At 71.7% G+C, this 26,901-nt stretch carries 30 protein-coding genes; 22 read left to right on the forward strand and 8 right to left on the reverse strand.

Annotation, left to right across the window (positions count from 1 at the left end):
- Nucleotides 1-43: 43 nt before the first annotated feature.
- The 6 genes from nucS to ACIQMJ_RS13660 all read left to right on the forward strand — a co-directional run bounded on the left by nucS (nt 44) and on the right by ACIQMJ_RS13660 (nt 6,501).
- On the forward strand, nt 44-703 hold the full coding sequence (gene nucS / locus ACIQMJ_RS13635) for an endonuclease NucS (RefSeq protein WP_499761290.1): 660 nt from the start codon (nt 44-46) through the stop codon (nt 701-703).
- A 497-nt stretch (nt 704-1,200) separates the two neighbouring features.
- Nucleotides 1,201-1,563: a hypothetical protein gene (locus ACIQMJ_RS13640; protein ID WP_499761291.1), complete on the forward strand. Its 363-nt coding sequence runs from the start codon at nt 1,201-1,203 to the stop codon at nt 1,561-1,563.
- 134 nt (nt 1,564-1,697) lie between these two features.
- Complete coding sequence (locus ACIQMJ_RS13645; RefSeq protein ID WP_499761292.1) at nt 1,698-3,383, forward strand: sodium:solute symporter family protein; 1,686 nt, start codon at nt 1,698-1,700, stop codon at nt 3,381-3,383.
- An 11-nt stretch (nt 3,384-3,394) separates the two neighbouring features.
- Complete coding sequence (locus tag ACIQMJ_RS13650) at nt 3,395-3,673, forward strand: hypothetical protein (RefSeq protein WP_499761293.1); 279 nt, start codon at nt 3,395-3,397, stop codon at nt 3,671-3,673.
- 249 nt (nt 3,674-3,922) lie between these two features.
- Nucleotides 3,923-4,918, forward strand: a complete 996-nt coding sequence (locus ACIQMJ_RS13655) for a DUF3558 domain-containing protein (protein ID WP_499761294.1) — start codon at nt 3,923-3,925, stop codon at nt 4,916-4,918.
- Nucleotides 4,919-4,995: 77 nt separating this feature from the next.
- Nucleotides 4,996-6,501: an aldehyde dehydrogenase family protein gene (locus ACIQMJ_RS13660; protein ID WP_499761295.1), complete on the forward strand. Its 1,506-nt coding sequence runs from the start codon at nt 4,996-4,998 to the stop codon at nt 6,499-6,501.
- 300 nt (nt 6,502-6,801) lie between these two features.
- Here the strand turns inward: ACIQMJ_RS13660 and ACIQMJ_RS13665 are convergent, their stop codons facing one another.
- Nucleotides 6,802-7,809 carry an ABC transporter substrate-binding protein gene (locus ACIQMJ_RS13665; protein WP_499761296.1) on the reverse strand — a complete coding sequence of 336 codons (1,008 nt, stop codon included), beginning with the start codon at nt 7,807-7,809 and terminating at the stop codon, nt 6,802-6,804.
- Nucleotides 7,810-7,940: 131 nt separating this feature from the next.
- Here ACIQMJ_RS13665 and dhaK point away from each other — a divergent pair, with 131 nt between their 5' ends.
- The 5 genes from dhaK (at nt 7,941) to ACIQMJ_RS13690 (ending at nt 12,759) form a co-directional block, all read left to right on the forward strand.
- Entirely contained in the window at nt 7,941-8,942 is a 1,002-nt protein-coding gene (gene dhaK / locus ACIQMJ_RS13670) for a dihydroxyacetone kinase subunit DhaK (protein WP_499761297.1), read from the forward strand.
- Complete coding sequence (gene dhaL / locus ACIQMJ_RS13675; protein WP_499761298.1) at nt 8,942-9,568, forward strand: dihydroxyacetone kinase subunit DhaL; 627 nt, start codon at nt 8,942-8,944, stop codon at nt 9,566-9,568. The genes dhaK and dhaL overlap by 1 nt, the downstream gene beginning before the upstream one ends.
- The gene (dhaM, locus tag ACIQMJ_RS13680; RefSeq protein WP_499761299.1) at nt 9,565-10,212 is read left to right on the forward strand and encodes a dihydroxyacetone kinase phosphoryl donor subunit DhaM; all 648 of its coding nucleotides are present in this window, start codon (nt 9,565-9,567) and stop codon (nt 10,210-10,212) included. The genes dhaL and dhaM overlap by 4 nt, the downstream gene beginning before the upstream one ends.
- Nucleotides 10,213-10,339: 127 nt before the next feature.
- Entirely contained in the window at nt 10,340-12,118 is a 1,779-nt protein-coding gene (locus ACIQMJ_RS13685; protein WP_499761300.1) for a 3-hydroxyacyl-CoA dehydrogenase family protein, read from the forward strand.
- A 59-nt stretch (nt 12,119-12,177) separates the two neighbouring features.
- On the forward strand, nt 12,178-12,759 hold the full coding sequence (locus tag ACIQMJ_RS13690; RefSeq protein WP_499761301.1) for a DUF3558 family protein: 582 nt from the start codon (nt 12,178-12,180) through the stop codon (nt 12,757-12,759).
- A gap of 16 nt (nt 12,760-12,775) precedes the next feature.
- Here ACIQMJ_RS13690 and ACIQMJ_RS13695 read toward each other — a convergent pair whose 3' ends face one another.
- On the reverse strand, nt 12,776-12,976 hold the full coding sequence (locus ACIQMJ_RS13695; protein ID WP_499761302.1) for an FmdB family zinc ribbon protein: 201 nt from the start codon (nt 12,974-12,976) through the stop codon (nt 12,776-12,778).
- 4 nt (nt 12,977-12,980) lie between these two features.
- Nucleotides 12,981-13,397, reverse strand: a complete 417-nt coding sequence (locus ACIQMJ_RS13700) for a hypothetical protein (protein ID WP_499761303.1) — start codon at nt 13,395-13,397, stop codon at nt 12,981-12,983.
- Between the two features lie 52 nt (nt 13,398-13,449).
- Here ACIQMJ_RS13700 and ACIQMJ_RS13705 point away from each other — a divergent pair, with 52 nt between their 5' ends.
- Both ACIQMJ_RS13705 and ACIQMJ_RS13710 read left to right on the forward strand, forming a co-directional pair.
- Nucleotides 13,450-13,743 (forward strand): Rv1322 family protein, encoded by a 294-nt coding sequence (locus ACIQMJ_RS13705; RefSeq protein ID WP_499761304.1) that lies wholly within the window; start codon nt 13,450-13,452, stop codon nt 13,741-13,743.
- Between the two features lie 354 nt (nt 13,744-14,097).
- Nucleotides 14,098-14,856 carry an alpha/beta hydrolase gene (locus ACIQMJ_RS13710; protein WP_499761305.1) on the forward strand — a complete coding sequence of 253 codons (759 nt, stop codon included), beginning with the start codon at nt 14,098-14,100 and terminating at the stop codon, nt 14,854-14,856.
- Here the strand turns inward: ACIQMJ_RS13710 and ACIQMJ_RS13715 are convergent.
- Entirely contained in the window at nt 14,832-15,368 is a 537-nt protein-coding gene (locus ACIQMJ_RS13715) for a GNAT family N-acetyltransferase (protein WP_499761306.1), read from the reverse strand. The genes ACIQMJ_RS13710 and ACIQMJ_RS13715 overlap by 25 nt on opposite strands.
- A 37-nt stretch (nt 15,369-15,405) precedes the next feature.
- Here ACIQMJ_RS13715 and ACIQMJ_RS13720 point away from each other — a divergent pair, with 37 nt between their 5' ends.
- Nucleotides 15,406-16,116 (forward strand): alpha/beta fold hydrolase, encoded by a 711-nt coding sequence (locus ACIQMJ_RS13720; protein WP_499761307.1) that lies wholly within the window; start codon nt 15,406-15,408, stop codon nt 16,114-16,116.
- 93 nt (nt 16,117-16,209) lie between these two features.
- On the opposite strand, the gene ACIQMJ_RS13725 is transcribed toward ACIQMJ_RS13720, so the two are convergent.
- Nucleotides 16,210-17,424, reverse strand: a complete 1,215-nt coding sequence (locus tag ACIQMJ_RS13725; RefSeq protein WP_499761824.1) for a chromosome segregation protein — start codon at nt 17,422-17,424, stop codon at nt 16,210-16,212.
- 69 nt (nt 17,425-17,493) lie between these two features.
- Complete coding sequence (ccrA, locus tag ACIQMJ_RS13730) at nt 17,494-18,807, reverse strand: crotonyl-CoA carboxylase/reductase (protein WP_499761308.1); 1,314 nt, start codon at nt 18,805-18,807, stop codon at nt 17,494-17,496.
- Nucleotides 18,808-19,019: 212 nt separating this feature from the next.
- Here ccrA and ACIQMJ_RS13735 point away from each other — a divergent pair, with 212 nt between their 5' ends.
- Both ACIQMJ_RS13735 and ACIQMJ_RS13740 read left to right on the forward strand, forming a co-directional pair.
- Nucleotides 19,020-19,382: an SPW repeat protein gene (locus tag ACIQMJ_RS13735; RefSeq protein ID WP_499761309.1), complete on the forward strand. Its 363-nt coding sequence runs from the start codon at nt 19,020-19,022 to the stop codon at nt 19,380-19,382.
- A 111-nt stretch (nt 19,383-19,493) separates the two neighbouring features.
- A complete protein-coding gene (locus ACIQMJ_RS13740; RefSeq protein WP_499761825.1) occupies nt 19,494-20,048 on the forward strand; it encodes a TetR/AcrR family transcriptional regulator in 555 nt (184 codons plus the stop codon).
- A gap of 31 nt (nt 20,049-20,079) precedes the next feature.
- Here ACIQMJ_RS13740 and mce read toward each other — a convergent pair whose 3' ends face one another.
- Entirely contained in the window at nt 20,080-20,529 is a 450-nt protein-coding gene (gene mce, locus ACIQMJ_RS13745) for a methylmalonyl-CoA epimerase (protein ID WP_499761310.1), read from the reverse strand.
- Nucleotides 20,530-20,648: 119 nt separating this feature from the next.
- Here mce and ACIQMJ_RS13750 point away from each other — a divergent pair, with 119 nt between their 5' ends.
- From ACIQMJ_RS13750 to ACIQMJ_RS13765, 4 genes are read left to right on the forward strand one after another with little or no spacing between them, the layout of a single operon-like run.
- Nucleotides 20,649-21,836 (forward strand): acetyl-CoA C-acetyltransferase, encoded by a 1,188-nt coding sequence (locus ACIQMJ_RS13750; RefSeq protein WP_499761311.1) that lies wholly within the window; start codon nt 20,649-20,651, stop codon nt 21,834-21,836.
- 4 nt (nt 21,837-21,840) lie between these two features.
- On the forward strand, nt 21,841-22,806 hold the full coding sequence (gene meaB, locus ACIQMJ_RS13755) for a methylmalonyl Co-A mutase-associated GTPase MeaB (RefSeq protein WP_499761312.1): 966 nt from the start codon (nt 21,841-21,843) through the stop codon (nt 22,804-22,806).
- A complete protein-coding gene (locus ACIQMJ_RS13760; RefSeq protein WP_499761313.1) occupies nt 22,803-23,387 on the forward strand; it encodes a hypothetical protein in 585 nt (194 codons plus the stop codon). Before meaB ends, ACIQMJ_RS13760 begins: the two co-directional genes overlap by 4 nt.
- Nucleotides 23,384-23,908, forward strand: a complete 525-nt coding sequence (locus ACIQMJ_RS13765; protein WP_499761314.1) for a hypothetical protein — start codon at nt 23,384-23,386, stop codon at nt 23,906-23,908. Before ACIQMJ_RS13760 ends, ACIQMJ_RS13765 begins: the two co-directional genes overlap by 4 nt.
- Nucleotides 23,909-23,912: 4 nt before the next feature.
- Here ACIQMJ_RS13765 and ACIQMJ_RS13770 read toward each other — a convergent pair whose 3' ends face one another.
- Entirely contained in the window at nt 23,913-24,752 is an 840-nt protein-coding gene (locus ACIQMJ_RS13770; RefSeq protein WP_499761315.1) for an arylamine N-acetyltransferase family protein, read from the reverse strand.
- Between the two features lie 112 nt (nt 24,753-24,864).
- Between ACIQMJ_RS13770 and ACIQMJ_RS13775 the strand changes: the two genes are divergently transcribed.
- Complete coding sequence (locus tag ACIQMJ_RS13775; protein WP_499761316.1) at nt 24,865-25,263, forward strand: pyridoxamine 5'-phosphate oxidase family protein; 399 nt, start codon at nt 24,865-24,867, stop codon at nt 25,261-25,263.
- A 47-nt stretch (nt 25,264-25,310) separates the two neighbouring features.
- Nucleotides 25,311-26,891, forward strand: a complete 1,581-nt coding sequence (locus ACIQMJ_RS13780) for a sensor histidine kinase (protein WP_499761317.1) — start codon at nt 25,311-25,313, stop codon at nt 26,889-26,891.
- The last annotated feature ends 10 nt before the right edge of the window (nt 26,892-26,901 follow it).

Consider the following 26,901-nt stretch of genomic DNA (forward strand, 5'->3'; position numbering starts at 1 on the left):
ACCTGCCGGTGGATCGGTGCTCGCACCCCGTAGCCTGTCGGCCGTGCGCCTCGTCATCGCTCGCTGCCAGGTCGACTACGTCGGACGCCTCACCGCCCATCTGCCGATGGCGCAGAGGCTGCTGCTGATCAAGGCGGACGGCTCGGTGTCGATCCACTCCGACGACCGCGCGTACAAGCCGCTGAACTGGATGAGCCCGCCGTGCTGGCTGATCGAGGACCCGGACATGTGGGTGGTGCAGAACAAGGCGGGCGAGAAGCTGATCATCACCCTGGCCGAGGTGCTGCACGACTCCAAGCACGAGCTCGGCCCGGAACCCGGCCTGGTCAAGGACGGCGTCGAGGCCGACCTGCAGAAGCTGCTGGCCGAGCACGTGACCACGCTCGGCGAGGGCTGGACCCTGGTCCGCCGCGAGTTCCCGACCCCGATCGGCCCGGTCGACCTGATGTGCCGCGACGCGTCCGGCGGCTCCGTGGCGGTCGAGATCAAGCGCCGGGGCGAGATCGACGGCGTCGAACAGCTGACCCGCTACCTCGAACTGCTCAACCGCGACCCCCTGCTCGCCCCGGTGAAGGGCGTGTTCGCCGCCCAGCAGATCAAACCCCAGGCCCGCACCCTCGCCGAGGACCGCGGCATCCGCTGCGTCGTCCTGGACTACGACGCGCTGCGCGGCATCGAATCCGACGAGTTCCGCCTCTTCTGAGCCGCGGGTTCCGCCGCCGACGGTTCGGCTCGATCCAGGTCTCGCCGCCGACCGTGGTGGCCGCGTACTCCCGGTGCGAACCTGTTTCCCTGCGCACAAGGGAGTGAACGTTGCGAGAACGCCAGTCGAGCCGCATCCATGCGAACACTGCGGGTCGGTCACCCGGGATCCGTGTTCCGCAGTGATTCATGCCATCTCGAAGGGGCTCGGGAACTGCGATCGGCCCGATTGCGCAAGTTGCGTCCGCGCTGTCCTCACTGCGGCGTCGGATCCGTCGGACACCACCGGGTCATTCCAGGTGGCGTCCCGCCGGTTTGGCTCGGGCGGACCGGCAGGGCATCGCTGCAGTCCGCATTTCTCGGGTCGGCGGTAAGCCGTTCGGGTGCGTGGCAGGGTGGATTTCGCGATATACGCTGACTTCCCCCCGAAAACGGGACTGGAGGCGTGTGGTGCGAAGAGCCCGAAGACGAAGATCCGGTCCGCCTGTCCTGGTCTCGTTGGCAGTCCTCCTGGCGGGGTGCGCGGCGCAGGGGTCCGCGTTGCCGCCGCCCGTCGTCGCGGCGTTGAGCTCGACCGCCGCACCCTCTCCCGCCGCGCAGCTCGCGGCGCTCCCCGTCGCCGGTCCGGCCGGTGGGGAAGTCCGGCTCGGTGGTGACGGGTTCCCCGCACACGGTCGGGTGGTGTTCACCTTCCACGGGCAGGCCGTCGGCGACACGACGGCGGACGCGGTCGGGCGGTTCGCCGGGGTGCCGGTCCGGGTGCCCGACTCGTTCCGGGATTCCCCGCCCGGCACGCAGTTCACCATCGGGGCCACCTCCGGTCCCGTGTCCGCGGAGACCCCGTTCGTCCTCACCCGTTGACGCCCTCACCTCAGGTTTAGCCTGGGGTAGTTCAAACCGGCGGAGCGCGCCGTCGTGCACTACCGTCGGCTTGATCGGCTGTGCGTTAGTGCGCGATGGTGTTCGGGGTTGTTCGATCAGGGAGGTGGGCGGAGGTGCCCGTACTGGCCCAGGTGGATCTCAGGCTGGATGCCGGTCCGTTGGACTACACCCTGCTGGCGATCTACTTCGCGTTCGTCCTCGGCATCGGCTTCCTGGCCCGCCGGTCCGTCTCGTCCAGCCTCGACTTCCTGCTCTCCGGCCGCTCGCTGCCCGCCTGGGTGACCGGCCTCGCGTTCATCTCCGCCAACCTCGGCGCGATCGAGCTGCTCGGCATGGCGGCCAACGGCGCGCAGTACGGCATGGCGACCGTGCACTACTACTGGATCGGCGCGATCCCGGCCATGGTGTTCCTCGGCCTGGTGATGATGCCGTTCTACTACGGCTCGAAGGTCCGCAGCGTCCCGGAGTTCCTGCGCCGCCGCTTCGGCAAGGGCGCGCACCTGGTCAACGCGATCAGCTTCGCCGTCGCCCAGGTGCTGATCGCGGGCGTGAACCTGTACGCGCTGGCGTTCCTGCTGAACCTGATGCTCGGCTGGCCCATCCCGCTGTCGGTGGTGATCGCGGCGGCGATCGTGCTCACCTACACCGCGCTGGGCGGCCTGTCCGCGGCCATCTACAACGAGGTGCTCCAGTTCTTCGTGATCGTCGCCGCGCTGCTGCCGCTGACGATCGTCGGCCTGCACAAGGTCGGCGGGTGGCAGGGCCTGGTCGACAAGGTCACCGGCGGCCCCGGCGGCGCGGAGCAGTTGTCCGCCTGGCCCGCGACCGAGCTCACCGGCATCCAGAACCCGGTGCTCAGCGTGATCGGCATCGTGTTCGGGCTCGGCTTCGTGCTGTCGTTCGGGTACTGGACGACGAACTTCGCCGAGGTGCAGCGGGCGTTGTCGGCCAAGAGCATGTCGGCCGCGCGGCGCACGCCGATCATCGGTGCGTACCCGAAGATGCTGATCCCGTTCGTGATCATCATCCCGGGCATCATCGCGGCGCTGGTCGTGCCGGAGATGGTGGCGCTCAAGGCCGGTGACGACAGCGGCGGCGTGGTCTACAACAACGCGCTCCCCGCGTTGATCGGCGAGCTGCTGCCCAACGGCATGCTGGGCGTCGCGATCACGGGTCTGCTGGCGTCGTTCATGGCCGGTGTGGCGGCGAACGTGTCGTCGTTCAACACGGTGTTCACGTACGACCTGTGGCAGGACTACGTGCGCAAGGACCGCCCGGACGAGTACTACCTGCGGGTCGGTCGGCTGGCCACGATCGGCGGCACGGTGGTCGCCATCGGCACGGCGTTCCTGGCGGCCGGCTACGGCAACATCATGGACTACATCCAGGCGCTGTTCTCGTTCTTCAACGCGCCGCTGTTCGCCACGTTCATCCTGGCCATGTTCTGGAAGCGGATGTCGGCGGCGGCGGGCTGGGCCGGCCTGGTGGCGGGCACGCTCGGCGCGGTGGCGGTGTTCGTGCTCGCCGAGACCGGGGTGGTGGACCTGCCCGGTCAGGGCGCGAGCTTCGTCGGCGCGGGCGTGGCGTTCGCGGTCGACATCGTGGTGAGCGTGGTGGTCACGGTGTTCACCCGGCCGGTGCCGGAGGAGCGGCTGGTCGGGCTGGTCTACAGCCTGACGCCCAAGGAGGACCGCAGGCACTCCACCACGGGTGACGACGCCGGGTGGTACCGGTCGCCGCTGCTGCTCGGCATCGGCGTGCTGGTGCTGACCGCCGTGCTCAACATCATCTTCGGCTGAGGGAGGTCGTCGTGGCGCGCAAGGCCGGTCTGTTCGACCTGCGACTGGTGATCGCGATGCTGTTCGCGATCTACGGGGTGGTGCTGCTGGTGGTCGGTCTCGGCTTCACCGACGAGGCCGACCTGACCAAGGCGGACGGGCTCAACATCAACCTGTGGACCGGGGTGGGCATGATCGCGCTGTCGGCGGTGTTCGCCGCGTGGGCGACCCTGCGGCCGGTCATCGTGCCCGAGGAGCCCGCCGCCGCCGGTCGGACCGGGGCCGGGGAGTCGTCGGGGTTGGACGGCTGACGGGCCCTCATGGGTGGTTCCGGTCGTTACCGCTGCGGGTAGACCGGGTTGAACGCCTCGACCGTCCAGGTGTCGAGCCAGCGGACGGCGCGTCGGACGCGGCTGCGCATTCGATGATCCTTTCGTCGGGTTCGGCTGCGGACACCTGGTTCAGCGCGTTGATGTTCTGAATCGTTCCCGAAGGCCGGCGTGAGGACGGACACAGGGTTCGTGCCACGAATGGAGCACTGGGTCGCTACCGTGCACCTCGTGCCCCGTCTCGTCGCCGTGTTGAGCTTGATCCTGCTGCTGGCCGGCTGTGCCGGGGCGGATCTGGCCAAGCAGAGGTTCCCGCGCACCACGATCCCGGCCAACGCCGAGAACGTCTCCGACCCGAGCGGGTCGAGCGAGCAGCCGCCGCCCGCCGACGGCGAGCCCGTCGACCCGGCGTTCGCGGCGGACAAGCTGCGGCTGACCGACCCGTGCGAGCTGCTCGACGAGGACGTGCTGAAGCGGTTCGGCACGCCCGGCGACCGGTCGCGCAGCGGGTACAGCCGGTGCTCCAACTTCATGAAGGACAAGAACGGCAAGGACCTGGCCGTCACGGTCGAGATCGGCCAGACCATGACCACCGAGCTGAAGAACGCGGACAAGCAGCTCGCCGGCCTGCGCAGCTACGAGCAGGTGCTGGAGAACAGCGCGTGCTTCGTCTCGGTGATCACGCAGGAGGAGCCCGGCCTGGGCATCACCGTGCAGATCGGTTACGAGGACGGCGACGCGTGCGCGCCCGGCCGGGAGATGGCGGAGTCGGTGGTCCGGCAGATCAAGGACCGCGCGGCGACCCGGACGCCCGCCAAGGGCTCGCTCATCACGCTGGACCCGTGCACCCTGCCGGACAAGGCGGCGGTCGACGCGGCGGCGGGTGCCGATTACCGTCTGTACCCGTACGGGCTGCACAACTGCGCGTGGGTCGGCAAGGACCGCGAGCTGACGCTGGCGTTCCGCGAGACGTTCATCCCCGACGACCGCAAGTTCGAGGCCAAGCAGACCGAGGTCGACCTGGGCGGCGGCGTGGTCGGCTACCAGGTGTCCAGCAGCACGGCGTTCCCGTCGTGCGAGGTCAAGTGGGTGCAGTTGGCCGGCTCGGACAACGAGGGCGAGATCGTCGAGGTCAAGTCGGCCGGCCCCAAGGCGACCGAGTTCGACCGCTGCGCGACGGCCGTGGCGTTCGCCAAGACGGTGGTCGGCAAGATCCCGAAGGGCTGAACGGGGGCTGACATCACCCCCTGTTACCCGTTACTGTCGAGTAACACCCGCGTTCGTGCTTGTGCTTGGAGGGCCCGATGACGCAGACCGCTCCCACCACTCCTGCGCGGGCCGACGACGGGCAGCGGCGGTTCGCGTCGCTCGACCCCCGCACGGGCGAGGTCGTCGCCCACCACGTCATCGCCTCCGAGGAGGACGTGCGGGAAGCCGTGCGCGTGGCGCGGGACGCCTCCGCGTTCTGGGCCGGGTTGGGGTTCGACGGCCGGCGGGCGCGGTTGGACGCCTGGCGCAAGGCGCTGGTGAAGCGGCTGGACGAGCTGCAGGTGCTGATCAGCGCGGAGACCGGCAAGTCCGCCGACGACGCGCGGACCGAGGTGGCGCTGGTCATCGACCACCTGCACTGGGCCGCCCGGCACGCGCCGAAGGTGCTGGGCAAGCGCAAGGTCGCGCCCGGGATGCTGATGTACAACCACGCGGCGACCCTGGAGTACCGGCCGCTGGGCGTGGTGGGCGTGATCGGGCCGTGGAACTACCCGGCGTTCACGCCGATGGGGTCCATCGCCTACGCGTTGGCGGCGGGGAACGCGGTGGTGTTCAAGCCGTCGGAGTTCACGCCGGGCGTGGGTGAGTTCCTGGCCGCGACGTTCGCCGACGTCGTGCCGGAGTTCCCGGTGTTCCAGGTGGTGACGGGGTTCGGCGAGACCGGCGCGGCGCTGTGCACGGCCGGGGTGGACAAGCTCGCGTTCACCGGGTCGACGGCGACGGGCAAGAAGGTGATGGCGGCGTGCGCCGCGTCGTTGACGCCGGTGCTGGTGGAGTGCGGCGGCAAGGACCCGCTGATCGTGGCCGAGGACGCCGACGTGCGGGCCGCGGCCGAGGGCGCGGTGTGGGGCGGGATCTTCAACTCCGGGCAGACGTGCGCCGGGGTCGAGCGGGTCTACGTCGCGGACGCCGTGTACGAGGAGTTCATCGCGCTGGTGGTCGAGAAGGCGAAGAAGTTGCGGCCCGGCGGCGAGGCGGACGCGCACTTCGGGCCGATCACCATGCCCCAGCAGGTGGACGTGATCCAGTCGCACGTGGCCGACGCGCTGGAGCGCGGCGGGCGGGCGGTGGTCGGCGGGCTGGAGTCGATCCGGCCGCCGTACGTCGAGCCCGTGGTGCTGGTGGACGTTCCGGACGAGTCGACGGCGGTGACGGAGGAGACGTTCGGGCCCACGCTGGTCGTGACGCGGGTGGCGGACGCGGACGAGGCGGTGCGGCGGGCGAACTCGTCGGCGTACGGGTTGGGCGCTTCGGTGTTCTCGCGCAACCGGGGCGAGGAGCTGGCGGACGAGCTGCGGTGCGGGATGGTGTCGATCAACGCGGTGCTGGCGTTCGCGTCGGTGCCGGGGTTGCCGTTCGGCGGGGTCGGGGACTCGGGGTTCGGGCGGATCCACGGTGAGGACGGGTTGCGGGAGTTCACGTACGCGCACTCGGTGACGCGGAAGCGGTTCGGGGCGTTGCTGAACCCGATGACGTACGACCGGGGGTCCCGCACGATCCGGCACGTGGTCCGCCTGGTCCGCCTCCTCTACGGCCGCTGACCGGCGTGCCCCACACCCAACCCGCGTGAGTCGAACGCTCAGGTCCCGAGAGTCGAACGCTCACGTCCGGTGAGTTCTACGTTCAGGACGCGAGAGTCCTACGTTGAGGGCGCGAGAGTCCTACGTTCGGGGTGCGAGAATTCAACGCTCGGGGCGTGTGAGTTCAACGCTCGGGGCTCGGGGCTCGGGGCCGGTCCGGCCCGATTTGACATGGTGCCCTTACGGGCACTCCAGGCTGGTCGAACCCATGTCAAATCGGGCCTCGGAGGCTGGTTCCGGGTCCGTGGGGGTGGGGTTGGGTCAGGGGGTGGTGAGGTTCTGTTCGAGGTCGGTGAGGACTTCTTCGGCGGCGAGGACGCCCAGGCCCAGGAACCAGGTCTCGTCGCTGACCGGCTTGGCGTGGTCGGACTTGACGGCGTTCAGGGTTTGCCAGAGGGGGCCGGCCAGGACTTGCTGTTGGGCGGTCTTGGTCTGGTCGCCGTAGGTGCCGATCAGGATCCAGTCGCCGTCGGCTTGGGCGATCTGCTCGGTGCTGACCTCGACGGCCAGGTCGTCGGCCTGGCTGGCTTGGGGTTGGGGGATGCCGGCGTCGATCAGGATCGTGCCGATGAAGCTCTTCTTGGCGTAGAGCCGGATCTTGCCCGGCATGAAGCGGAGCATGGTGACGGTGGGGCGCTTGCCCGTCTTGGACTCGATGGTCTCGCCGACGCGCTTGGCGTGGGACTCGTAGTCGGTGATCAGCTTCTCGGCCTCGGCGGAACGGTCCAGGGCGGCGGCGTTCAGGCGGAAGTTCTCCTTCCACGTGTAGCCCGGGCGCGCGGAGAAGACGGTGGGGGCGATGGCCGAGAGCTTGGGGTACTGCTGTTCGGCGCGCAGTTGTGAGCCGATGATCAGGTCCGGTTGGAGCTTGGCGATGGTCTCCAGGTTGAGGCTGGTGATGCCGCCGACGTTCTCCGGGTTGCCCGCCTTGTCGCCGATGTAGCCGGGCATGGTGGGCGCGCCGTCCGGGTAGGCGACGCCGACCGGCTTGATGCCCAGGGCGACGACGTTGTCCAGCTCGCCGCCGTCGAGGACGACGACGCGTTCCGGGCGCTTCTCGATCACGGTCTCGCCCAGGGCGTGCTTGATCGTGCGGGGGAACTGGCCGGGTTGGGCGTCGGTGCCGAAGCCCGCGCTCTTCTCGCCCGCCTTGCCGAACTCCGAGCCGCCCTGGGCCACGGCGGGCTTGTCGGCCGGCTCGGCGGTCTGGCCGCACGCGGCGAGGGTGAGGGCGGCTGCCAGCAGGGCCGCGATCCTGGTGTTCGACACTCCGGGGTTCCTCCACTACTCCAGGTCACTGACCTGCTGTTCTTAGGGTTGCCTCACCGTAGCTTCCGCTTTCGGGGCCGCTTCCGGTGGAGTAGTAATGGGGTGATCAGCGTCGATCGGGAGGTCCACCCGTGAAGAAGATCATCAACGATCCGGCGACCGTGGTGGTCGACGCGTTGCGGGGCATGGCGCTCGCGCACGCGGACCTGCTGGACGTCCAGTACGACCCCGCAGTGGTGGTGCGGGCAGACGCGCCGGTGCCGCGGAAGGTCGCCGTGATCTCGGGTGGCGGGTCGGGGCACGAGCCGCTGCACGGTGGTTTCGTCGGGCGGGGCATGCTCGACGCGGCCTGTCCCGGGGCCGTGTTCACCTCACCCACACCCGATCAGGTGGCGGCGGCGGTGGCGCGGACCGACGGCGGGGCGGGTGCGTTGCTGATCGTGAAGAACTACACGGGTGACGTGCTGAACTTCGAGACCGCCGGCGAGTTGGCGGCAGCCGATGGCGTCGACGTGCGGACCGTGGTGATCGACGACGACGTCGCGGTGAAGGACTCGCTGTACACGGCGGGGCGGCGCGGTGTGGGCGGCACGGTGTTGCTGGAGAAGATCGTGGGGGCGGCGGCGGAGCGCGGTGTCGACCTCGACGGGTGCGAGGCGTTGGCCCGGCGGGTGGTGTCGCAGGTCAGGTCGATGGGGTTGGCGCTGACGGCCTGCACGGTGCCGCACGCGGGGGAGCCGTCGTTCACGTTGGCGGACGACGAGATGGAGCTGGGGATCGGCATCCACGGCGAGCCGGGGCGGCGGCGGGTGCCGGTCGGGTCGGCCGAGGAGATGGTGCGGGCGCTGCTCGACCCGGTGCTGGAGGACCTGCCGTTCGGCGAGGGCGATCGGGTGCTGCTGTTCACCAACTCGATGGGCGGTACGCCGTTGATCGAGCTCTACTTGGCGCACGGGATCGCGGAACGGCTGCTGGCGGAACGGGGGATCGTCGTGGAACGGCGGTTGGTGGGCCCGTACATCACGAGTCTGGAGATGCAGGGCATGAGCCTGACGGTGTTGAAGCTGGACGACGAGATGGTCGAGCTGTGGGACGCGCCCGTGCACACCCCGGCGCTGCGGTGGGGCGTCTGATGGCGTGCACGGCGGAGTCGGTCGCGGAGGCGGTGCGGGCCGTGGCGGCGGTCGTGGTCGAGCACCGGGAGGAGCTGATCCGGCTCGACCGGGAGATCGGCGACGGCGACCACGGCGAGAACCTGGCGCGCGGCTTCACGGCGCTGGTGTCCAAGTTGGACGAGGTGCCGTCGTCGCCGGGCGGGGTGCTGCGGTTGGTGGCCACGACGTTGATCTCGACGGTGGGTGGTGCGGCCGGGCCGTTGTACGGGACGGCGTTCCTGCGTGCCGCGACGTCGGCGGGTGACGTCGCCTCGGTGGACGGCGCGGCGGTGGCGGCGGCGTTGCGGGCGGCGTTGGAGGGGGTCGTGGCGCGGGGGAAGGCGTCGTTGGGGGACAAGACGATGGTGGACGCGCTCACGCCGGCGGTGGCGGCCGCGGAGTCCGTGGCGGCTGGTGGTGGTGGGGTGGCGGACGTGCTCGGGGCGGCGGCGGACGCGGCCGAGATGGGTGCCGACTCGACCGTGCCCATGGTGGCGCGGAAGGGGCGCGCGTCGTACCTGGGTGAGCGCAGCGCGGGGCACCTCGACCCGGGCGCGCGGTCGACGGCGTTGGTGCTGCGGACGTTGGCGGGGCGGGCGCGGTGATCGGGCTCGTCGTGGTCTCGCACAGCCGGCGGTTGGCCGAGGGGGTCGTCGAGGTGGCCGGGCAGATGGCGCCGTCGGTGGCGATCGTGCCGTCAGGTGGTGACGGGTCGGGCGGATTGGGCACGGACTACGTGGCCGTGGGGGAGGCGATCAAGCAGGCCGATTCGGGGGCGGGAGTGGTCGTCCTGTTCGATCTCGGCAGCGCGAAGATGGTGGCGGACATGGCCGCCGAGGAGGCCGAGGGGTCGGTCGTGGTGGTGGACGCGCCGCTGGTGGAGGGGGCCGTGGCGGCGGCGGTCCGGGCGCAGGGTGGGGCCGGGTTGGCGGAGGTGGCGGCGGCTGCCTCCGGGGTCGTCTCGCCGGTGGCGGTGGGCGGGGACGCGGTGCGGGCCGAGGTGGAGCTGACGAACGTCGTGGGGCTGCACGCCCGGCCGGCGGCGTTGGTGGCGCGGGCGGTGGCTCCGTTGGACGCGTCGGTGGTGGTGCGGTTCGGGGACGAGTCGGCGGATGCGAAGAGCGTGCTGGCGTTGATGGGCCTGGGTGCGCCCGGTGGTGCGCGGGTGCAAGTCGTGGCGTCGGGCGTCGACGCGGCGGAGGCCGTGCGGAGGGTGGAGGAGCTGGCCGCGCGTCGGTTCGACGACTGAGCCGTGCCTGGAACGATTACTTGCTCGATACCGATGGTGAAGCTCACGCGTACGAGGCGTGACGACCGTGGGATAGTCGCGGTCAAGTTACCGTCCGGTAGCCACTCCGTCGAGTGGGAGGTACACAGTGACGCGCCAGTTCACCACGGTCGGAATCGTCGGTCTCGGCACGATGGGCGCCGGTATCGCCGAAGTCCTCGCCCGGACCGGCATCACTGTGGTGGCGGTGGACGTGGACGAGGCGGGCCTGGCCCGCGGACGCGGCCACCTGGACCACTCGACCGACCGTGCGGTGGCGGGCGGCAAGTTGACCGCGGCCGAGCGCGACGCCACGGTGGGCCGCATCTCCTACGCCACGTCGTTGGACGCCCTGGCCGGGGTCGACCTGGTTATCGAGGCGGTGCCGGAGCGGATCGAGCTCAAGGCGGCCGTGTTCGCCGAGCTGGACCGGATCTGCGGGCCGGACACGGTGTTCGCGTCGAACACGTCGTCGTTGTCGATCACCGAGATCGGTGTCCACACCGGACGGCCGGGCAAGGTCGTCGGGCTGCACTTCTTCAACCCGGCGCCGGTGCTGAAGCTGGTCGAGGTGATCCGCACGGTCGTCACCGAGCCGGACGTGGTGACCGACGTGGTCGCGTTCGCCGAAGGGCTGGGCAAGACGCCGGTCGTGATCGGCGACCGGGCCGGGTTCATCGCCAACGCGCTGCTGTTCGGGTACCTCAACCACGCGGTGCGGATGTACGAGTCCCGTTACGCGACGAGGGAAGACCTCGACGCGGCCATGCGGTACGGGTGCGGCTACCCGATGGGGCCGCTGGCGGTGCTGGACCTCATCGGGCTGGACACCGCCTACGAGATCCTGGACACGATGTACCACCAGTCCCGCAACCGGCTGCACGCCCCCGCGCCGCTGCTCAAGCAGATGATCACCGCGGGCCTGCTGGGCCGCAAGAGCGGGCGCGGTTTCTACACCTACGACGGGCCGGACTCGCCGGTCGTCGTGCCGGACGTGCTGACGCCGGTCGCCTCCGCGGAGGACGACGCCGCGCGCGAGGTGCAGCGGGTCGGCGTGATCGGCACCGGGACCATGGCCACGGGCATCGTGGAGGTGTTCGCCAAGCGCGGGTACGACGTGGTGCTGCGGGCGCGGTCGGAGGACAAGGCCGCGGCGGCCGTCGGCAAGGTGCGCAAGTCGCTGGAGAAGGCCGTCTCGCGGGGCAAGCTGTCGGCGGAGGACCGGGACGCCGCGCTGGCCCGCGTCACGCCGGTGGTCGACTTCGCGGACCTCGCCGACTGCGACCTGGTGGTCGAGGCGGTCGCCGAGGAGCTGTCGATCAAGAAGGCGGTGTTCCAGGCGCTGGACGAGGTGTGCAAGCCGGGCGCGGTGCTGGCGACCACGACGTCCTCGCTGCCGGTGATCGAGTGCGCCGCCGCGACCGCGCGGCCCGGTGACGTCGTCGGCCTGCACTTCTTCAACCCGGCGCAGGTGATGAAGCTGGTCGAGGTCGTGGAGACCATCTCGACGTCCGCCGACGTCGTCGCCACCGCGCGCCGGGTGTGCCTGGACCTGGGCAAGGTGCCGGTGCACTGCGGCGACCGCGCCGGGTTCATCGTCAACGCGCTGCTCTTCCCGTACCTCAACGACGCGGTGAAGATGCTGGAGGCGCACTACGCGTCGGCCGACGACATCGACAACGCGATGAAGGTCGGCTGCTCGTTGCCGATGGGGCCGTTCGAGCTGCTGGACGTGGTGGGGCTGGACGTGTCGCTGGCCATCGAGCGGACCCTGTACCTGGAGTTCCGCGAGGCCGGCTTTGCCCCCGCGCCGCTGCTGGAGCACCTGGTGAAGGCCGGGCGGCTGGGTCGCAAGACCGGCAAGGGGTTCCGCGACTACGCGGCCTGAGGGGCGCGTAGTCCGGGCTGATGGCGTGGCGGGTTTCGGCGTTTGGCATCGTGGTCACCATGCGGCGTGTGGTGATCTCGCTCCTGGTGGCGGCGTTCGGTCTGACGAGCGCCTGCGCGTACACGGTCAACGGCACCCCGGTGGCGGAGCAGGTGCTCGACGTCGACCCGCCGTTCACGTCGGCCCAGCCCACCCCGACGGGGTCCGCGGACCCGTCCGGTGAGCCCACCGGTGACGTCGAGGACATCTGCGCGTTGATCGGGTGGAAGGACCTGCCCTACGACGTGCCGGACAAGAGCGCCAAGCCGACGGAGACCGGCTACGACGACGCGTTCGACCAGTCGTGCAAGTGGCAGACCTCCGTCGGCTCGCTCGACGTCGGCGTGACGCTGCGGTTCCGCGAGGGGCGGGCGATCACGCTGGAGCAGAGCAACGGCGAGTTCGACCTCGGCGACCGGAAGGTCACCTACTTCGACCGGACCACGGACACGTCGGTGCAGCCCTCGTGCGTGCTGGTGATGGACTACGCCGGGGGCGGGCTCGGGATCATCGTGATCGACGGGTCCGCCCGTTTCGGCGCCATCTGCGACCAGGGCAAGAAGGTGGCCGAGGTGCTGCTGGAGAAGGAGCCCAAGGGCTGAGCCCGGGTGCTGCCGGTCAGCCGCAGCAGCCGCCGCCGCAGCACCCGCCGCCACCCGCGGGCGCGTCGGCCTTGCCGCTCAGCCCGGCCATGGACAGCAGCTTGACGGTGTCGCCGTGGCCGTTCGGGCACGGCGCGGGCGCGGAAGCCTCGTCCATCGACCGCTTCACGTCGAAGGTCGAGCCGCACGCCTTGCAGCGGAATTCGTAGGTTGGCACGTGCTCATTGTCCCCGGCGCGGTGGGGCCAGCACCAGCAAGGGCACCCCAACAGCGGACACCGCGGCGAGCAGCGTCAACAACGGCAGGCTGTGCACCCAGCCCAGGCCGGCGGCGGCCAGGTGCGTGCCGGTGAAGGTGACGACCCACGTCCGCGAGCTCGGCCGCAGCCACACCGGTGCCACCGCCGACAGCGCGGTGACCAGCATCAACATCGTCGTGCCGAGCAGCACGCCGTGCCGCAGCCCGCGCGGCTGGCCGACCGGGACGTCCGGCTCCACCACGATCGGCCGTGCGGCGTGACCGGACAGGACGTCGGCGGGCGACGGCTCGAACAGCAGCCCGCGCACCACCGGCATCAGCGTCACGGCCACTTCGACGGCCAGGAGAAGGGTTAATACGACCCTTTGCCACTTGCTCACCCAGTGGACCGTAGGCGATCACCCAGGGCGAGCCCGGATACCCTCGTTCCTCGTGCCACGCCGTAACCGCCCGCAACGCCCACCCGAGCCCTCACCCGTCGGTGGGCACGGTTGGGCACGGGCCGAGAGCGCCCCGGACGGCGAGTGGCTGGTGCGCACCGTCTCCGGCAGCGCCACCACCAAGACCTACCGGTGCCCGGGCTGCGACCACGAGATCCGCCCCGGCACACCTCACGTCGTCGCCTGGCCGGCCGCCGACTTCGGCTCCGTCGAAGACCGCCGCCACTGGCACCAGGGCTGCTGGACCTCGCGGACCCGCCGGGGCCCTACCACCCGCCGCTGGTAACGCTCCGTGCTCGTTGGCCGGTGGCGAGTGCCCTCGGGCCGACCGGTGGATCGCACCAGCGCCGACACCGGCACCAGGTCCAGCGGCTCCGGGCGGCTCGGTCAGCCGCGTCGCCCGCCCGTCGCCGGTCGGTCGAATCGTGGACGAAGGGATGAGGTGGCCGGTGGCCGCCCCCGCCATGTGTCCGCGCGCTGACCCGGCCGCCGTGCGGCATGCCGCCGGTTGATGGCCGCGCCCGCCCGACCCGATCGCAGGGCGGCCGAGTCGTGGCTGTCGTCAGCGTTGCCGTGGGTCGTGGGTGCACCCCCTCAGGGGTCGTCGGGCCGGGTGGTTGGTCGGTGGGACGATGACGGGGTGGAGCGCGAGGTGCTGATCAAGGCCAACACCGTGTTGCCGGCACGACGCGAGGCGGTCACGTTGCGCACCGCTGACGGGTTGGCGTTGGTCGGCGAGCTGGCCCTCCCGGTCGACCGGGAGCCCCTGGCCACGGTCGTGCTGCTGCACCCGTTGCCGACGCACGGCGGGATGATGGACTCCCACCTCTACCGCAAGGCGGCCTGGCGGTTGCCCGCGCTGGCCGGTCTGGCCGTGTTGCGGTTCAACACGCGGGGCACGCGCAGCGCGGCCGGGTGCAGCGAGGGCGCGTTCGACCACGCCGTGGGCGAACGGCTGGATGTCGCGGCGGCCCTGGCGTTCGCGGCCGAACGGGGGTTGCCCTCCGTGTGGCTCGTCGGCTGGTCCTTCGGCACCGACCTCGCCCTGATGCACGGGTGCGAGCCGGCGGTCGAGGGTGCCGTGTTGATCTCACCTCCTCTGCGGTGGAGCAAGGCTGAGCACTTGCGGACGTGGGCGCGCTCGGGCAAGCCGGTGGTGTGCCTGGTGGCCGAGTTCGACACCTACCTGCCACCGGCCGAGGCCAGGCGGCGGTTCGGCGCGGACATCCCGACCGCGGACGTCATCGACTTCCCCGGCGCCAAGCACCTCATGGTCGGGCACGCCGAAGAGGTGCTGGACGCGATCGTGTCCGCAGCCGTGCCCGAGGTGCCCACGCCGTTGCCGCGCACCTGGTCCGGCCCCCACGAGCAGCATCAGGCGACCATCGTGGCCTCCTGACGCCGCCAGACCAGCACCGGACCCTCGGCGGTCGTGCTGTCGCCCACGTGCGCGAAGCCCAGCTTCTCCGCGACGCGCTGGGAGGGCCTGTTGCCGGGATCGGTGATGATCGCGACCGGACGGTCCGGCCGGGCCCGGCCCGCCCACTCGATGGCCGCGCGCGCCATCTCCGGGGCGTAGCCGCGACCCCAGTGCCGGGGGCGGAACCGGTAGAACAGGTTGAACGTCGCCTCGCCGTCCAGGTCGTGCTGGCGCAGGCCGCCGAAGCCGATGACCTCCCCGGTCTCCGGCAGCTCCACGGCCCAGTAGCCGATGCCGTCGCGCGCCCAGTGCACCTGCCACTCGGCCAGCATCTTCGCCGCCTGCTCCGCCGACGGTGGCCCCGCCGGGTTGTGGCGGTTCGTCCCCGGATCGGACAGCACCGCGATCGCCGCGCGCACGTCACCCGGGCCGACGCGCCTGAGCAGGAGGCGGTCGGTGCGCATCCGGTCCGGTTCGGGGGTGGAGGTCATGCGACGAAGCTAGCGAGGGGGTCCGACAATTCCGGGTATGGAATCCGCTCCGCTCGTCCTGCTGCACGCCTTCCCGCTCGACTCACGGATGTGGGACGGGGTGCGTGACCTGCTGAAACCGATCACGCCCGACCAGCGGGGCGGCCGACGTTCACCCGATCTGGTGGCTGTTGCGGACGACCTGCTGCGGTTGCTCGACGAGCGCGGGGTCGAGCGGGCGGTGCTCGGCGGGTGCTCCATGGGCGGGTACGTGGCGATGGCCGTGCTGCGGCGTGACCCGTCCCGGGTGGCGGGGCTGGTGCTGGCCGACACGCGCGCCGGCGCGGACACCGACGAGGCGCGGGCGAACCGGCTGGCGATGGCGGGGCGGGTCGAGGCGGAAGGGCTCGGCTGGGTGCCGGACGCGGTCGTGGGCGGGCTGCTCGGACCCGCGGCGGACGAGGCCGTGACCGGGCGGGTGCGGGAGCTGATCCTCGACCAGGACCCGGCGGAGGTGGTGTGGGCGCAGCGGGCGATGGCCGCGCGGCCGGACTCGGCGGACGTGCTGGCCGAGGTGGACGTGCCGGCGTTGGTGCTGGTCGGGGAGCACGACGCCCTCACGCCGCCCGCGTTGGCCCGGGAGCTGGCCGCGACGCTGCGGCACGGCGAGTACGTCGAGCTGCCGGGCGTCGGCCACCTGACGCCGCTGGAAGCACCGGACGCGTTCGCCGCCGCCGTGCTCGACTGGCGACGGCGCGTCGGGGTGTGACGGCGTCCTGAGCGTTGAACTCAGGGGTCCTGAACGTAGGACTCTCGGGTCCTGAACGTAGGACTCTCGGGTCCTGAGGGTTCGACTCTCGGGTCAGCGCTTGGTGGGTTGGGGCTTCGGGCGGGCGATCTTCTGGGTCGGGCCGTCCGGGCCCGGCTTCGGCGTGTCGGCCGGGGGAGCCGGGGGTGAGGCCGGTGCCGGGGTGTCGGCGGAGGTCGGCTTGGCGGCGGTCGCGCCGGAGCCGGAGCCCGTGCCGGAAGTGGGAGCGGGGGCGGCAGGGGTGGGCTGGGACTGGGGAGGGGTCGGGCGTTCCTCCTCCAGGGGGTCCAGCAAGGGGGTGACGTCGTGCAGGGCGGAGCTCACGGCGTGCAGCTGCTGCGACAGGCGGTTGCGGAGTTGGCGCAGGGCCTCGACCTTCTGGGTGGCCTGGGTGACGCGGCGGTTCGCTTCCTCCGTCGCCTCGCGCACCCGGCGGTTCGCCTCGTCGGTCGCCTCCTGCACGCGCGCGGTCGCCTCGCTGATCGAGTCGTGCCGACGGCGGTTGGCCTCCTCCGTCGCCTCGCGCACCAGGCGCTGCGCCTCGGCGTTCGCCGCGGCCTGCTCCTGCGCGACCTGGGCGCGCACCCGCGCGGCTTCCTCGGTCGCCTCCCGCACCCGGCGCTCGGCCTCGGCCTTCGACGACGCCTCCTGCTCGGCCAGCGTCTTCATCGACTCGACCCGCCGGGCCGCCATCGCGATCTCGAAGTCCTCCTCGACCGTGGTGCGGCGCTGCAGCGACTCCTCGTCCAACCGGGTCGCCTCGGCCCGCGCCTCGCCCACGATCCGGTCGGCCTCGGCCCGCGCCGTCTCCAGCACGCCCCGGTGCTCGGCCTCCATGTCGGCGCGCCGCTGGTCGAGCTCGGCGATCAGCTTCTCGTACCGGGTGCGCAGCACCCCCGCGTCGGCCTCGGCCTTGGCGCGGATGTGCCCGCCCTCGGCCTCGGCCCGCGCCTTGATCTCGTTGGCCTCGTCCTGCGCGAGCCGCAGCATCCGCTGCAACCGCTCGCTCAGCCCCTCCAACGTGGTCGGCGGCAGCGAGAGCCGCTCCACCTGGCCGCGCAGCTCCGCGATCTCCGACCGGGCCGCCTCCAGCTGCCGGGCCAGGTCGTTGGTCTGCGACACCGCCGCGTCCCGGTCGGCCGCGAGCAGGCGCAGGTCGGAGTCCAGGCGTTCCAGGTGGTCCTCGACCTGGGCGCGGTCGTACCCGCGCTTGACGATGTCGAAGCCGGATCCCAGGGGGACGAGGTCACGGTCGTCGGCGAGGCCCATGTCGCTCACGCTACCCGCTCCCGATGTGCGGCGGTCACCCGAGCGCCGCACATCGGGAGTGATTTCGCTTTAGACGCCCCGGAAACGGTTGATCGCGTCCAGGTGGGCGGCCCGCAGCTCGTGGTCGCGTACCCCCAGGCCCTCCTCCGGCGCCAGCGTCAGCACGCCGACCTTGCCCTGGTGGGCGTTGCGGTGCACGTCGTGCGCGGCCTGCCCGGTCTGGTCCATGGAGTACACCTTGGACAGTGTCGGGTGGATCTTCCCCTTGGCGACCAACCGGTTGGCCTCCCAGGCTTCCCGGTAGTTCGCGAAGTGCGAGCCGACGATCCGCTTGAGGTGCATCCACAGGTACCGGTTGTCGTACTGGTGCATGTACCCGCTGGTGGACGCGCACGTCACGATCGTGCCGCCCTTGCGCGCCACGTACACCGACGCGCCGAACGTCTCCCGGCCCGGGTGCTCGAACACGATGTCCGGGTCGTCGCCGCCGGTCAGCTCGCGGATCTTCGCGCCGAGCCGCTTCCACTCGCCGACGTCCTGCTCGTGCTCGTCCTTCCAGAACTTGAAGCCCTCGGCGCTGCGGTCGATGATCAGCTCCGCGCCCATGCGCCGGCAGATCTCCGCCTTCTCCGGGGACGACACGACGCACACCGGGGTGGCGCCGCCGTTGAGCGCGAACTGGGTCGCGTAGGAGCCGAGGCCGCCGGACGCGCCCCAGATCAGCACGGTGTCGCCCTGCTTCATGTTCGCGCCGTTGGTCGACACGAGCTGCCGGTAGGCGGTGGAGTTCACCAGACCGGGTGACGCCGCCTCCTCCCACGTCAGGTGGGCGGGCATCGGCATCAGCTGGTTGGCCTTGACCAGGGCGATCTCGGCGAGGCCGCCGTAGTTGGTCTCGAAGCCCCAGATGCGCTGCTCGGGGTCGAGCATGGTGTCGCTGTGCCCGTCCGGGTGCTCCAGCTGCACGTCCAGGCAGTGCGCGACGACCCGGTCGCCGGGCTTCCAGGTGTTCACGCCGGGGCCGGTGCGCAGCACCACGCCCGCCAGGTCGGAGCCCACCACGTGGAACGGCTGGTCGTGCCGGCCGCCGTACTTCTTCAGGAACGCGAACGTGGGCAGCGGCTCGAAGATCGAGGTCCACACCGTGTTGTAGTTGATCGCGCTGGCCATCACGGCGACCAGCGCCTCACCGGGGGCGAGCTCGGGCGTGGCGATCTCGTCGACGTGCAGCGACTTGCGGGGGTCCTTGTCCTTGGTGGCCAGGCCCTCGAACATCTTGACCTCGTCGGCGTGCACCGTCACGCCCCGGTAGCTCTCCGGTACGTCCAGCGATCCGATCGCGTCCAGTTCGTCCGCGAGGATCGCGTCGAGGATCTTCTGCACGGCGTTCCCTCCCAATGGGGGCTTCGGGATGGTCGATGTGGCGGGCTCTAGAGGTCCACGCAGGTTGCCGGAGGTTACCCACGGGTAACCGATTCAGAACGCGGGCTGTGAGCCACTGCACTGGCTTTTCCCCCGATCGGTCGTTCTTGACCGGGCGGCCAACCAAGCGGACCATCGGAGGTGTCCGACGGACGAGGACGGAGGTACTGGTCATGGCAAAGGCGTGGACCAGGTGGCAGGACTGGGCCGAGGTCGTCATCGGCGTGCTGGTCCTGCTCTCGCCCCTGGTGGTGGAGACGACCACCGGGGCCATGTGGACGATGATCGTGCTCGGCGCCCTGATCGCCATCGACGGCCTCGCGTCGCTCGCGATGCCCGGGATGGTCTACGGCGAGTGGTTCCAGATGGTCCTGGGCGCGCTGCTGTTCATCTCGCCGTGGGTGATGGGCTACAGCGACCTCGCGGGCGCGGCGTGGATCTCGTGGATCGGCGGCGTGCTGACGGTGGCGGCGGGTGCGATGGCGCTGCCGCTGGCGAACGCCGCGCACGGCGGCCGGGTCGCGGGCACCGCCTGAGGGCGACCGCCTGAGGGTGACGACCTGGAGGCGACGGCCGGCAGGTGACGACAACCGGGCCCACGGCAGCCGCCGTGGGCCCGATCGACGCGGAGGGGGAGCGGGGCAGTGGTGGAGGACCCGTCGGCACGGGAGCGGATCCTGCGAGCGGCCGAGGAGTTGTTCGCCGAGTCGGGCTTCGACGCGACGCCGACCTCGCGCATCGCCGAACGGGCCGCCGTGCCCAAAGGGCTCGTGCACTACTACTTCCGCCGCAAAACGGACCTGTTGGCGGCACTCGTGCAGCGGCTGCCGGACGGCACCGTCGACGCCCGCCGCGTCGTGGTCGTCGGCGACATCGCCGAGAGCCTGCGCCGGCTCGTCGCCGCGCTGGACGCCCGGCTCGACGCGTCACCGCTGCTCAGCCACCTGCTGTGGCGCGAGGCGGACACCCACAAGGCGGTCCGCGACGCGCTGCACGAGCGGTACCGGTCGGTGGCGCGGCAGATCCGCAACGTCATCCTGGCGGCGGGCGGGGCGGCGGTGGCCGCGAAGGACGTCGACAGCGCGTCCGCGCTGCTCGCGCTCGCGGTCAGCTACCGGCACTCGGTGGCCCGGCACGCGCCGGGCGACGACCGGATGGACCTGGAGCTGTCGTTCGTGGCCGCCGCCCTGGAACGGCCCTAGCGCGGGCTCGCCCTGATCCGACCGGTGACTCCTAGTGGTCGGCCGCGGGCTCGACGAGCTCCACCAGCACGCCGCCCGCGTCCTTCGGGTGCACGAAGTTGACCCGGCTGTCGGACGTGCCGCGCCGCGCCGCCTCGTACAGCAGGCGCAAGCCCTTGGCGCGCAGCGCGTCCGCCGCCGCGTCCACATCGGACACCCGGTAGGCGAGCTGCTGCAACCCCGGACCGGACCGGCCGATGAACTTCGCGATGGTGGACTCCGGCGTCAACGGCGCGAGCAGCTGCACGGCGGTGCCCGTGCCGTCGTCACCGGGCGCGCGCAGCATCGCCTCGCGGACGCCCTGCTCCTCGTTGACCTCCTCGTGCGCGACCTCCAGGCCGAAGTGCTCGCGGTGGAACGCGATCGCGGCGTCGAGGTCCGGCACGGCGATGCCGACGTGGTCGATGGCGGTGACAAAACCGCGGAGTTCTTCCATGGTCATGAAGGCTAGTGGCCGAATCGGTGCAGGTCCCGCTGTGCGACGCCTCACAGGGCTACTCCGTGGTAACCGTGGGTATCGTGGCGTGTTAACAACCGCTTACACCCGCTGTGGAGGCTGCTGTGTCCGGTTCCGTCATCGTCGCCGGGGCCCGTACCCCGATGGGGCGACTGCTCGGATCGTTGAAGGACTTCTCCGGCGCCCAGCTCGGCGGCGTCGCGATCTCCGCGGCCCTGGAGCGGGCCGGTGTCGCGCCCGAGCAGGTCCAGTACGTGATCATGGGCCAGGTGCTCACCGCGGGCGCGGGCCAGATCCCGGCGCGCCAGGCGGCGGTGAACGCGGGCATCCCCATGACCGTGCCCGCCCTGACCATCAACAAGGTGTGCCTGTCGGGCATCGACGCGATCGCGCTGGCCGACCAGCTCATCCGCGCGGGCGAGTTCGACGTCGTGGTGGCGGGCGGCCAGGAGTCGATGACCCAGGCGCCGCACCTGCTCCAGAAGTCCCGCGGCGGGTTCAAGTTCGGCGACGTGACCATGCTCGACCACATGTCCCACGACGGCCTGTTCTGCGCGTTCGACCAGGTCGCGATGGGCATGTCCACGGAGAAGTTCAACTCCCGGCACGGCCTGACCCGCGAGGAGCAGGACGAGTTCTCCGCCCGGTCGCACCAGCGCGCCGCCAAGGCCGCGGGCAACGGCGTCTTCGCCGAGGAGATCGCCCCGGTGTCGATCCCGCAGCGCAAGGGCGACCCGGTCCTGTTCGCCGAGGACGAGGGCGTGCGCGGCGACACCACCGCCGAGACGCTGGCCAAGCTGCGCCCCGCGTTCGCGCCCGACGGCACCATCACCGCGGGCTCGGCGTCGCAGATCTCCGACGGCGCGGCGGCCGTGGTCGTGATGAGCAAGGCCAAGGCCGAGGAGCTGGGCCTGACCTGGCTGGCCGAGATCGGCGCGCACGGCGTCGTCGCGGGCCCGGACGCCAGCCTGCACCAGCAGCCCTCGAACGCGATCAAGGCCGCCTGCGCCAAGGAGGGCATCGACCCGGCCGACCTGGACCTGGTCGAGATCAACGAGGCGTTCGCCGCCGTCGGCATCGTCTCCATGCGCGAGCTCGGCCTGTCCGAGGACGAGGTCAACGTCAACGGCGGCGCGATCGCGCTGGGCCACCCGATCGGCATGTCGGGCGCCCGCATCGCGCTGCACCTCGCGCTGGAGCTCAAGCGCCGCGGTGGCGGCGTGGGCGCGGCCGCGCTGTGCGGCGGCGGTGGTCAGGGCGACGCCCTGATCGTCCGCGTGCCTAAGGTCTAGAGGTGTGACCCGCACCGTTGACGTAGCCGAGCTGGTCGACCGCGCGCGCGAGGGACAGCCGCGCGCGGTCGCCCGGCTGATCTCGCTGGTCGAGGACGCCAGTCCGCAGCTGCGCGAGGTCGCGGGCGCACTGGCCCCGTTCTGCGGGAACGCGCAGGTCATCGGCCTGACCGGCGCGCCGGGCGTGGGCAAGTCCACGTCCACGTCGGCGTTGGTCGCGGCCTACCGCAGGCGGGGCAAGCGGGTCGGCGTGCTGGCCGTGGACCCGTCGTCGCCGTTCTCCGGCGGCGCGCTGCTCGGCGACCGGGTGCGGATGGGCGAGCACGCCACCGACCCCGGCGTGTTCATCCGGTCCATGGCCACCCGCGGCCACCTGGGCGGGCTGTCCTGGGCCACGCCGCAGGCGTTGCGCGTGCTCGACGCGGCGGGCTGCGACGTGGTGCTGGTCGAGACGGTCGGCGTGGGCCAGTCCGAGGTCGAGGTGGTGTCGCTGGCCGACACCACGGTGGTGCTGCTCGCGCCCGGCATGGGCGACGGCATCCAGGCCGCCAAGGCGGGCATCCTGGAGATCGCCGACGTCTTCGTGGTCAACAAGGCCGACCGGGACGGCGCGGACCAGACCGCGCGCGACCTCAAGCACATGATCTCCCTCGGCCGCCGCGAGCGGGAGGGCCCTTCGTGGCGGCCACCCGTGGTGAAGACCGTCGCGTCCCGCGCCGAAGGGCTGGACGACGTCGTGGACGCGGTCGACGGGCACCGCGCGTGGCTCGTGGAACGCGGTGAGCTGGACCGACGCCGCGCGACCAGGGCCGCGGGCGAGATCGAGGCCATCGCGCTGGAGCGGCTGCGCTCCCGGATCGGCGGCCTGCGCGGCGCGTCCGCGCTCGAAACCCTCGCCAAACGGGTCGTGGCGGGTGAGCTCGACCCCTACGCTGCGGCTGATCGACTGGTCGAGGGGGTGGGGGTATGACGACGCCGGTGGTGGTGGACATCGGCACGCGGGACACCCGCCGGGTGATCATCGGCGGCTCGGTGGCCGGTGTGCTCGGCGTGCCGGCGCTCGTGGGCGCGGTCAGCGCGTACGGCGACGGTGAGGGCGTGGGCGGCACGATCGCGCTCGTCATCGGGCTCGCGTTCACCGGCATCGCGCTGGGCGCGGTGCTGAACTGGAAGAAGGTCTCGCGGCCGCGCAAGCTCGTCTTCGAGGCGCCCGGCGTGCGGTGGGACGACCCCGCCGGCGCGCCGTGGGCGGTGGCGTGGCACGAGCTGGGCGCGGTGCGCATCTCGCGGACGCGGGAGCGGGTCGTGCACCCGGCCGACGCGGTGCTGCGCAAGACGATGGTGCGGCTGGACCTGCTGCCCGCCGACCGGAACGGGTTCCGGGCCCGGCACGCCGACATGGCGCACCTGGCCCGCGAGGACGGCGCCTACCGGCTCCCGCTGGGTGACGCGGCGGCGCTGGTCCCGGTGGTCGAGCGGGCGGTGCTGGGCTTCGCGCCGCATTTGTACCGGGGTGTTCAGGACGAGGGCTTCACGGTGGGGTTGTCGTGAGAGAGATCGAGATTCCCTTCGGCAACCGGGCCGAGCGGCGCGCGGGGCTGGCGGTCCAGCTCGGGTTCACCGCGTTCGGCGTGCTGCTGATGTTCCTGGCCTACGGCGACGGGCACCTGGCGGCGATGTTCGTCGGACCGCTGGTCGCCGTGGGCGGCCTGATCGGCGGCGGCGTCTGGCGGCGCAAGGCCCGGCCGCGCCGGCTCGTGGTCGAGCCGCAGGGCCTGCGCTGGGAGGAGAAGAACGGCTCGTGGGCCGTGCCGTGGTACGAGCTGGCCGCGGTGGCGCTGTCCTTCGACGACAAGTCGAAGCCGTCGCTGTGGCTGCACCTGACGCCGAACGACCCGCGGGCGTTCGGCGCCACGTACCGCAGCATCCCGACGACCGCGTTCGGCCACCGGGTCCAGTTGCCCGACGACATCGGCGGCGAGATGCTGGACCTGGCGCTGAAGCGGCACGCGCCGCAGGTCTACCGCGGGTTCGTGCCGCACTTCGACGGTGGGCCGGGCGCGTCGCTGTGACCGGCTAGGCCCGCGCGGCCAGGTGCGCCTCGTGCTGGGACACCGCCTTGCGCCACAACGGGTCGCGGTCGGCTTCGGCCACGACCAGCCCGTAGACGTCGGCCAGGGCGGCGAACCAGTCGGGCCGCCGGTCCAGCACGGTCCTGGTGGTGGTGCCCTCGACCCGGGCCAGGGTCAGCGCCCGCAGCACGTCCCAGCCCCGCCCGTCGACCCGCAGCGCGCTGAACGTGCGCACGAAGCCCGACTCGGGTGACGTGGACAGGTGCACGTGCCGGTCGGCGAAGTGGTCCATGCCGACCGCGTCCGGCGCGAAGTGCATGGCGAAGAAGCTGCCGCGCGGGTCGTGCCGCAGCCGCCACGCGCCCGGCGCGGCCTCCGAGGGCGCGAGTTCGAACGTGAACGGGCCCTGCTGGTGGACGCCGGCGCGCAGCGGCAACGGGGAGTGCAGGCCGTCACCCAGCCCGACGTCCACCAACCAGGCGTCGTCGGAGTCGGGCAGGTCGCGCACGGTGAGGGCGAGGTGGTTGCGGGTGATGGCCGGCTCGACGTCCTCGGACGTCTGCACGCCGCCGGGGTGCCGGGTGACGCGGTAGCCGAGCGCCCGCAGCAGCTCGCCGAACGCCGCGTTGAGGTGGAAGCAGTACCCGCCGCCGCCCGCCAGCACCCTGGCCACCGAGTCGAGCGGGTCGATCGAGGTCGACCGGCCCAGCTGGACCTCGACCGTCTCGTACGGCACCCGTTCGACGAACGCCCGGTGCAGCCTGGTCAGCGCGGCCACCCCGGGCGGTTCGGCGTCGGCCAGGCCCAGGCGGCGCAGGAACGCGGGCACGTCGAGCGGACGCATCGGGAAATCCCCCATCCGGGTGGTAGGTCGAAGCCGGGACTTCCGACTCTAGGCAAGGACGATCACAGAGCCGAACGTTATTCCGGCGACTGGGGGATGACGAAGAGGTGCGATGTACGACTCCGCTGGGCTTCAGGTCCTGTCCCGCGAGGAATGCCTGAAGCTGCTCGGCACGGCCGCCATCGGCCGCCTGGTCTACACCGACAAGGCGCTGCCCGTGGTGCACCCGGTGGTGTTCGCGCTCGACGGCGAGTGCGTCGTGCTGCGCGTGCCCGACGGCAGCGCCACGCTCGTCGCCCGTGACACGATCGTGGCGTTCCAGATCGACGACATCGCGCCCGACCTGTCCCGCGGCTGGTCGGTGATGGCGGTCGGGCACGTCACCGAGGTGCAGGAGCGGGAGCGGCTGGCCGAGCTGCACCGGCTGCCGCTGGCCTCGCGCGGGCACGGCGGCGGCGACCACTTCCTGGTGGTCGACCTGGAGCTGCTGTCCGGTCGTCGCATCCCCTAGGCGGACGCGTTAACCTCGACACCTCCGACTCTTCAGGGTGGTCTCGGGTGGCCGGATCCCCGGACGCGAACGCCGCGACGCGGCTCGACGGCCTGCTGCGCGAGTTGACCGACCGCACCGCCGAGGCCGTCGGCTCGCAGGAGCGGCTGCACCGGCTGCTGAGCGCGGTCGTGACGCTGGCCAGCGACCTGTCGCTGCCCGACGTGCTGCGCCGGACCGTGGAGTCCTCGTGCGGCCTGGTCGGCGCGCGGTACGGCGCGCTGGCCGTGATCGGGCCGAACCGGCAGCTGCTGGAGTTCACCCACGACGACGGCCACCACGACACCGAGGTCGACGAGCCCGGCGCGGGGGCGCCGACGTTCGACCCGACCGGGCCGGGCTTCCTGGGCGTGCCGGTGCACGTGCGCGGCTCGGTGTTCGGCAACCTCTACCTCAGCGACAAGGCCGACGGCTCCGACTTCACCCGCGCCGACCGCGAGGTGGTGACCGCGGTGGCCGCCGCGGCGGGCATCGCGATCGAGAACGCCAGGCTCTACGCCCAGTCGCAGCAGCGCGAGGTGTGGCTGCGCGCGTCCAACGAGGTGACGAACGCGCTGCTCACCGGCACCCCCGACCGGGACGCGCTGCGCCTGGTCGCGGTGCGCGCCCGGCTGGCCGCCGACGGCGTGAACGCGCTGCTCGCGCTGCCCGACGTGCAGGGCGAGCTGGCCGTGCGGGTGGTCGACGGCGAGGTGCGCGGGTTCAGCGCGTCCGGCCAGGGCGGCCCGGCCCGCGAGGTGTTCGACACCGGCAGGGCCAAGGTGCTCGACGGGCTGCCCGGCCAGGCCCGGATCGGCCCGGTGGTGTTCGTGCCGCTCGCCGCGGGACAGCGGGTGCTCGGCGTGCTGATGGTGGCGCGGGCGCGGGAGCAGCGGGCGTTCGACGCCTCGGACGTGGCGCTGGTCGAGTCGTTCGCCCGGCAGGCGGCGCTGATCCTGGAGTTCACCCGGGCCACCGGTGCGGGACGGCGGCTCGCCGTGCTGGAGGACCGCGACCGCATCGCCCGCGACCTGCACGACCTGGTCGTGCAGCGGCTGTTCGGGCTCGGCCTGGGGTTGCAGAGCATGAACGGGCTGGTGGAGCAGCCGATGGTGGCGCAGCGGCTGGCCGACTTCGTCACCGAGGTCGACCAGACGATCCGGGAGATCCGGCGCACCATCTTCTCGTTGCAGGAGCCGCCCGCGGGTGCCGCCGACCTGCGCGCCCAGCTGATGAAGGTGGTGCAGGAGTCGACCCGGCTGCTCGGCTTCGAGCCGTCGCTGGCCATGGACGGTCCGATCGACTCGGTGGTGCCCGACCACGTGCGGCCGGACCTGCTGGCCACGCTGCGCGAGGCGCTGGCCAACGCCGCCCGGCACGCGGCGGCGAAGAAGGTCGAGGTCGAGGTGGTGGTCGACCGGGCCGCGACCACCCTGCGGCTGGTCGTGCGCGACGACGGCGACGGCCTGCCGTCCGGCCGCGGCAGGCACACCGGCGGCCTGGTGAACATGGCGGCGCGCGCCGCGAGGTGGGACGGTTCCTGCGAGGTCGAGTCGGCCGAGGGCAGGGGTGTGACGCTGACGTGGTCCGTCCCGTTGGTGACGGTGTAGGGGAGGGGTC

The organism is Actinosynnema sp. NPDC091369 (assembly GCF_044757065.1).
In the GTDB taxonomy this organism is placed as follows: domain Bacteria; phylum Actinomycetota; class Actinomycetes; order Mycobacteriales; family Pseudonocardiaceae; genus Actinosynnema.

Bases quoted from the DNA above. Each gene is read 5' to 3' on its own strand.
- dhaL (WP_499761298.1), top strand. From the start codon at position 8,942: ATGGCGTGCACGGCGGAGTCGGTCGCGGAGGCGGTGCGGGCCGTGGCG.
- ACIQMJ_RS13660 (WP_499761295.1), top strand. From the start codon at position 4,996: ATGACGCAGACCGCTCCCACCACTCCTGCGCGGGCCGACGACGGGCAG.
- mce (WP_499761310.1), bottom strand. From the start codon at position 20,529: ATGACCATGGAAGAACTCCGCGGTTTTGTCACCGCCATCGACCACGTC.
- ACIQMJ_RS13760 (WP_499761313.1), top strand. From the start codon at position 22,803: ATGACGACGCCGGTGGTGGTGGACATCGGCACGCGGGACACCCGCCGG.
- ACIQMJ_RS13775 (WP_499761316.1), top strand. From the start codon at position 24,865: ATGTACGACTCCGCTGGGCTTCAGGTCCTGTCCCGCGAGGAATGCCTG.
- ACIQMJ_RS13725 (WP_499761824.1), bottom strand. From the start codon at position 17,424: ATGGGCCTCGCCGACGACCGTGACCTCGTCCCCCTGGGATCCGGCTTC.
- ACIQMJ_RS13735 (WP_499761309.1), top strand. From the start codon at position 19,020: ATGGCAAAGGCGTGGACCAGGTGGCAGGACTGGGCCGAGGTCGTCATC.
- ACIQMJ_RS13690 (WP_499761301.1), top strand. From the start codon at position 12,178: ATGCGGCGTGTGGTGATCTCGCTCCTGGTGGCGGCGTTCGGTCTGACG.
- ACIQMJ_RS13715 (WP_499761306.1), bottom strand. From the start codon at position 15,368: ATGACCTCCACCCCCGAACCGGACCGGATGCGCACCGACCGCCTCCTG.
- ACIQMJ_RS13770 (WP_499761315.1), bottom strand. From the start codon at position 24,752: ATGCGTCCGCTCGACGTGCCCGCGTTCCTGCGCCGCCTGGGCCTGGCC.
- ACIQMJ_RS13720 (WP_499761307.1), top strand. From the start codon at position 15,406: ATGGAATCCGCTCCGCTCGTCCTGCTGCACGCCTTCCCGCTCGACTCA.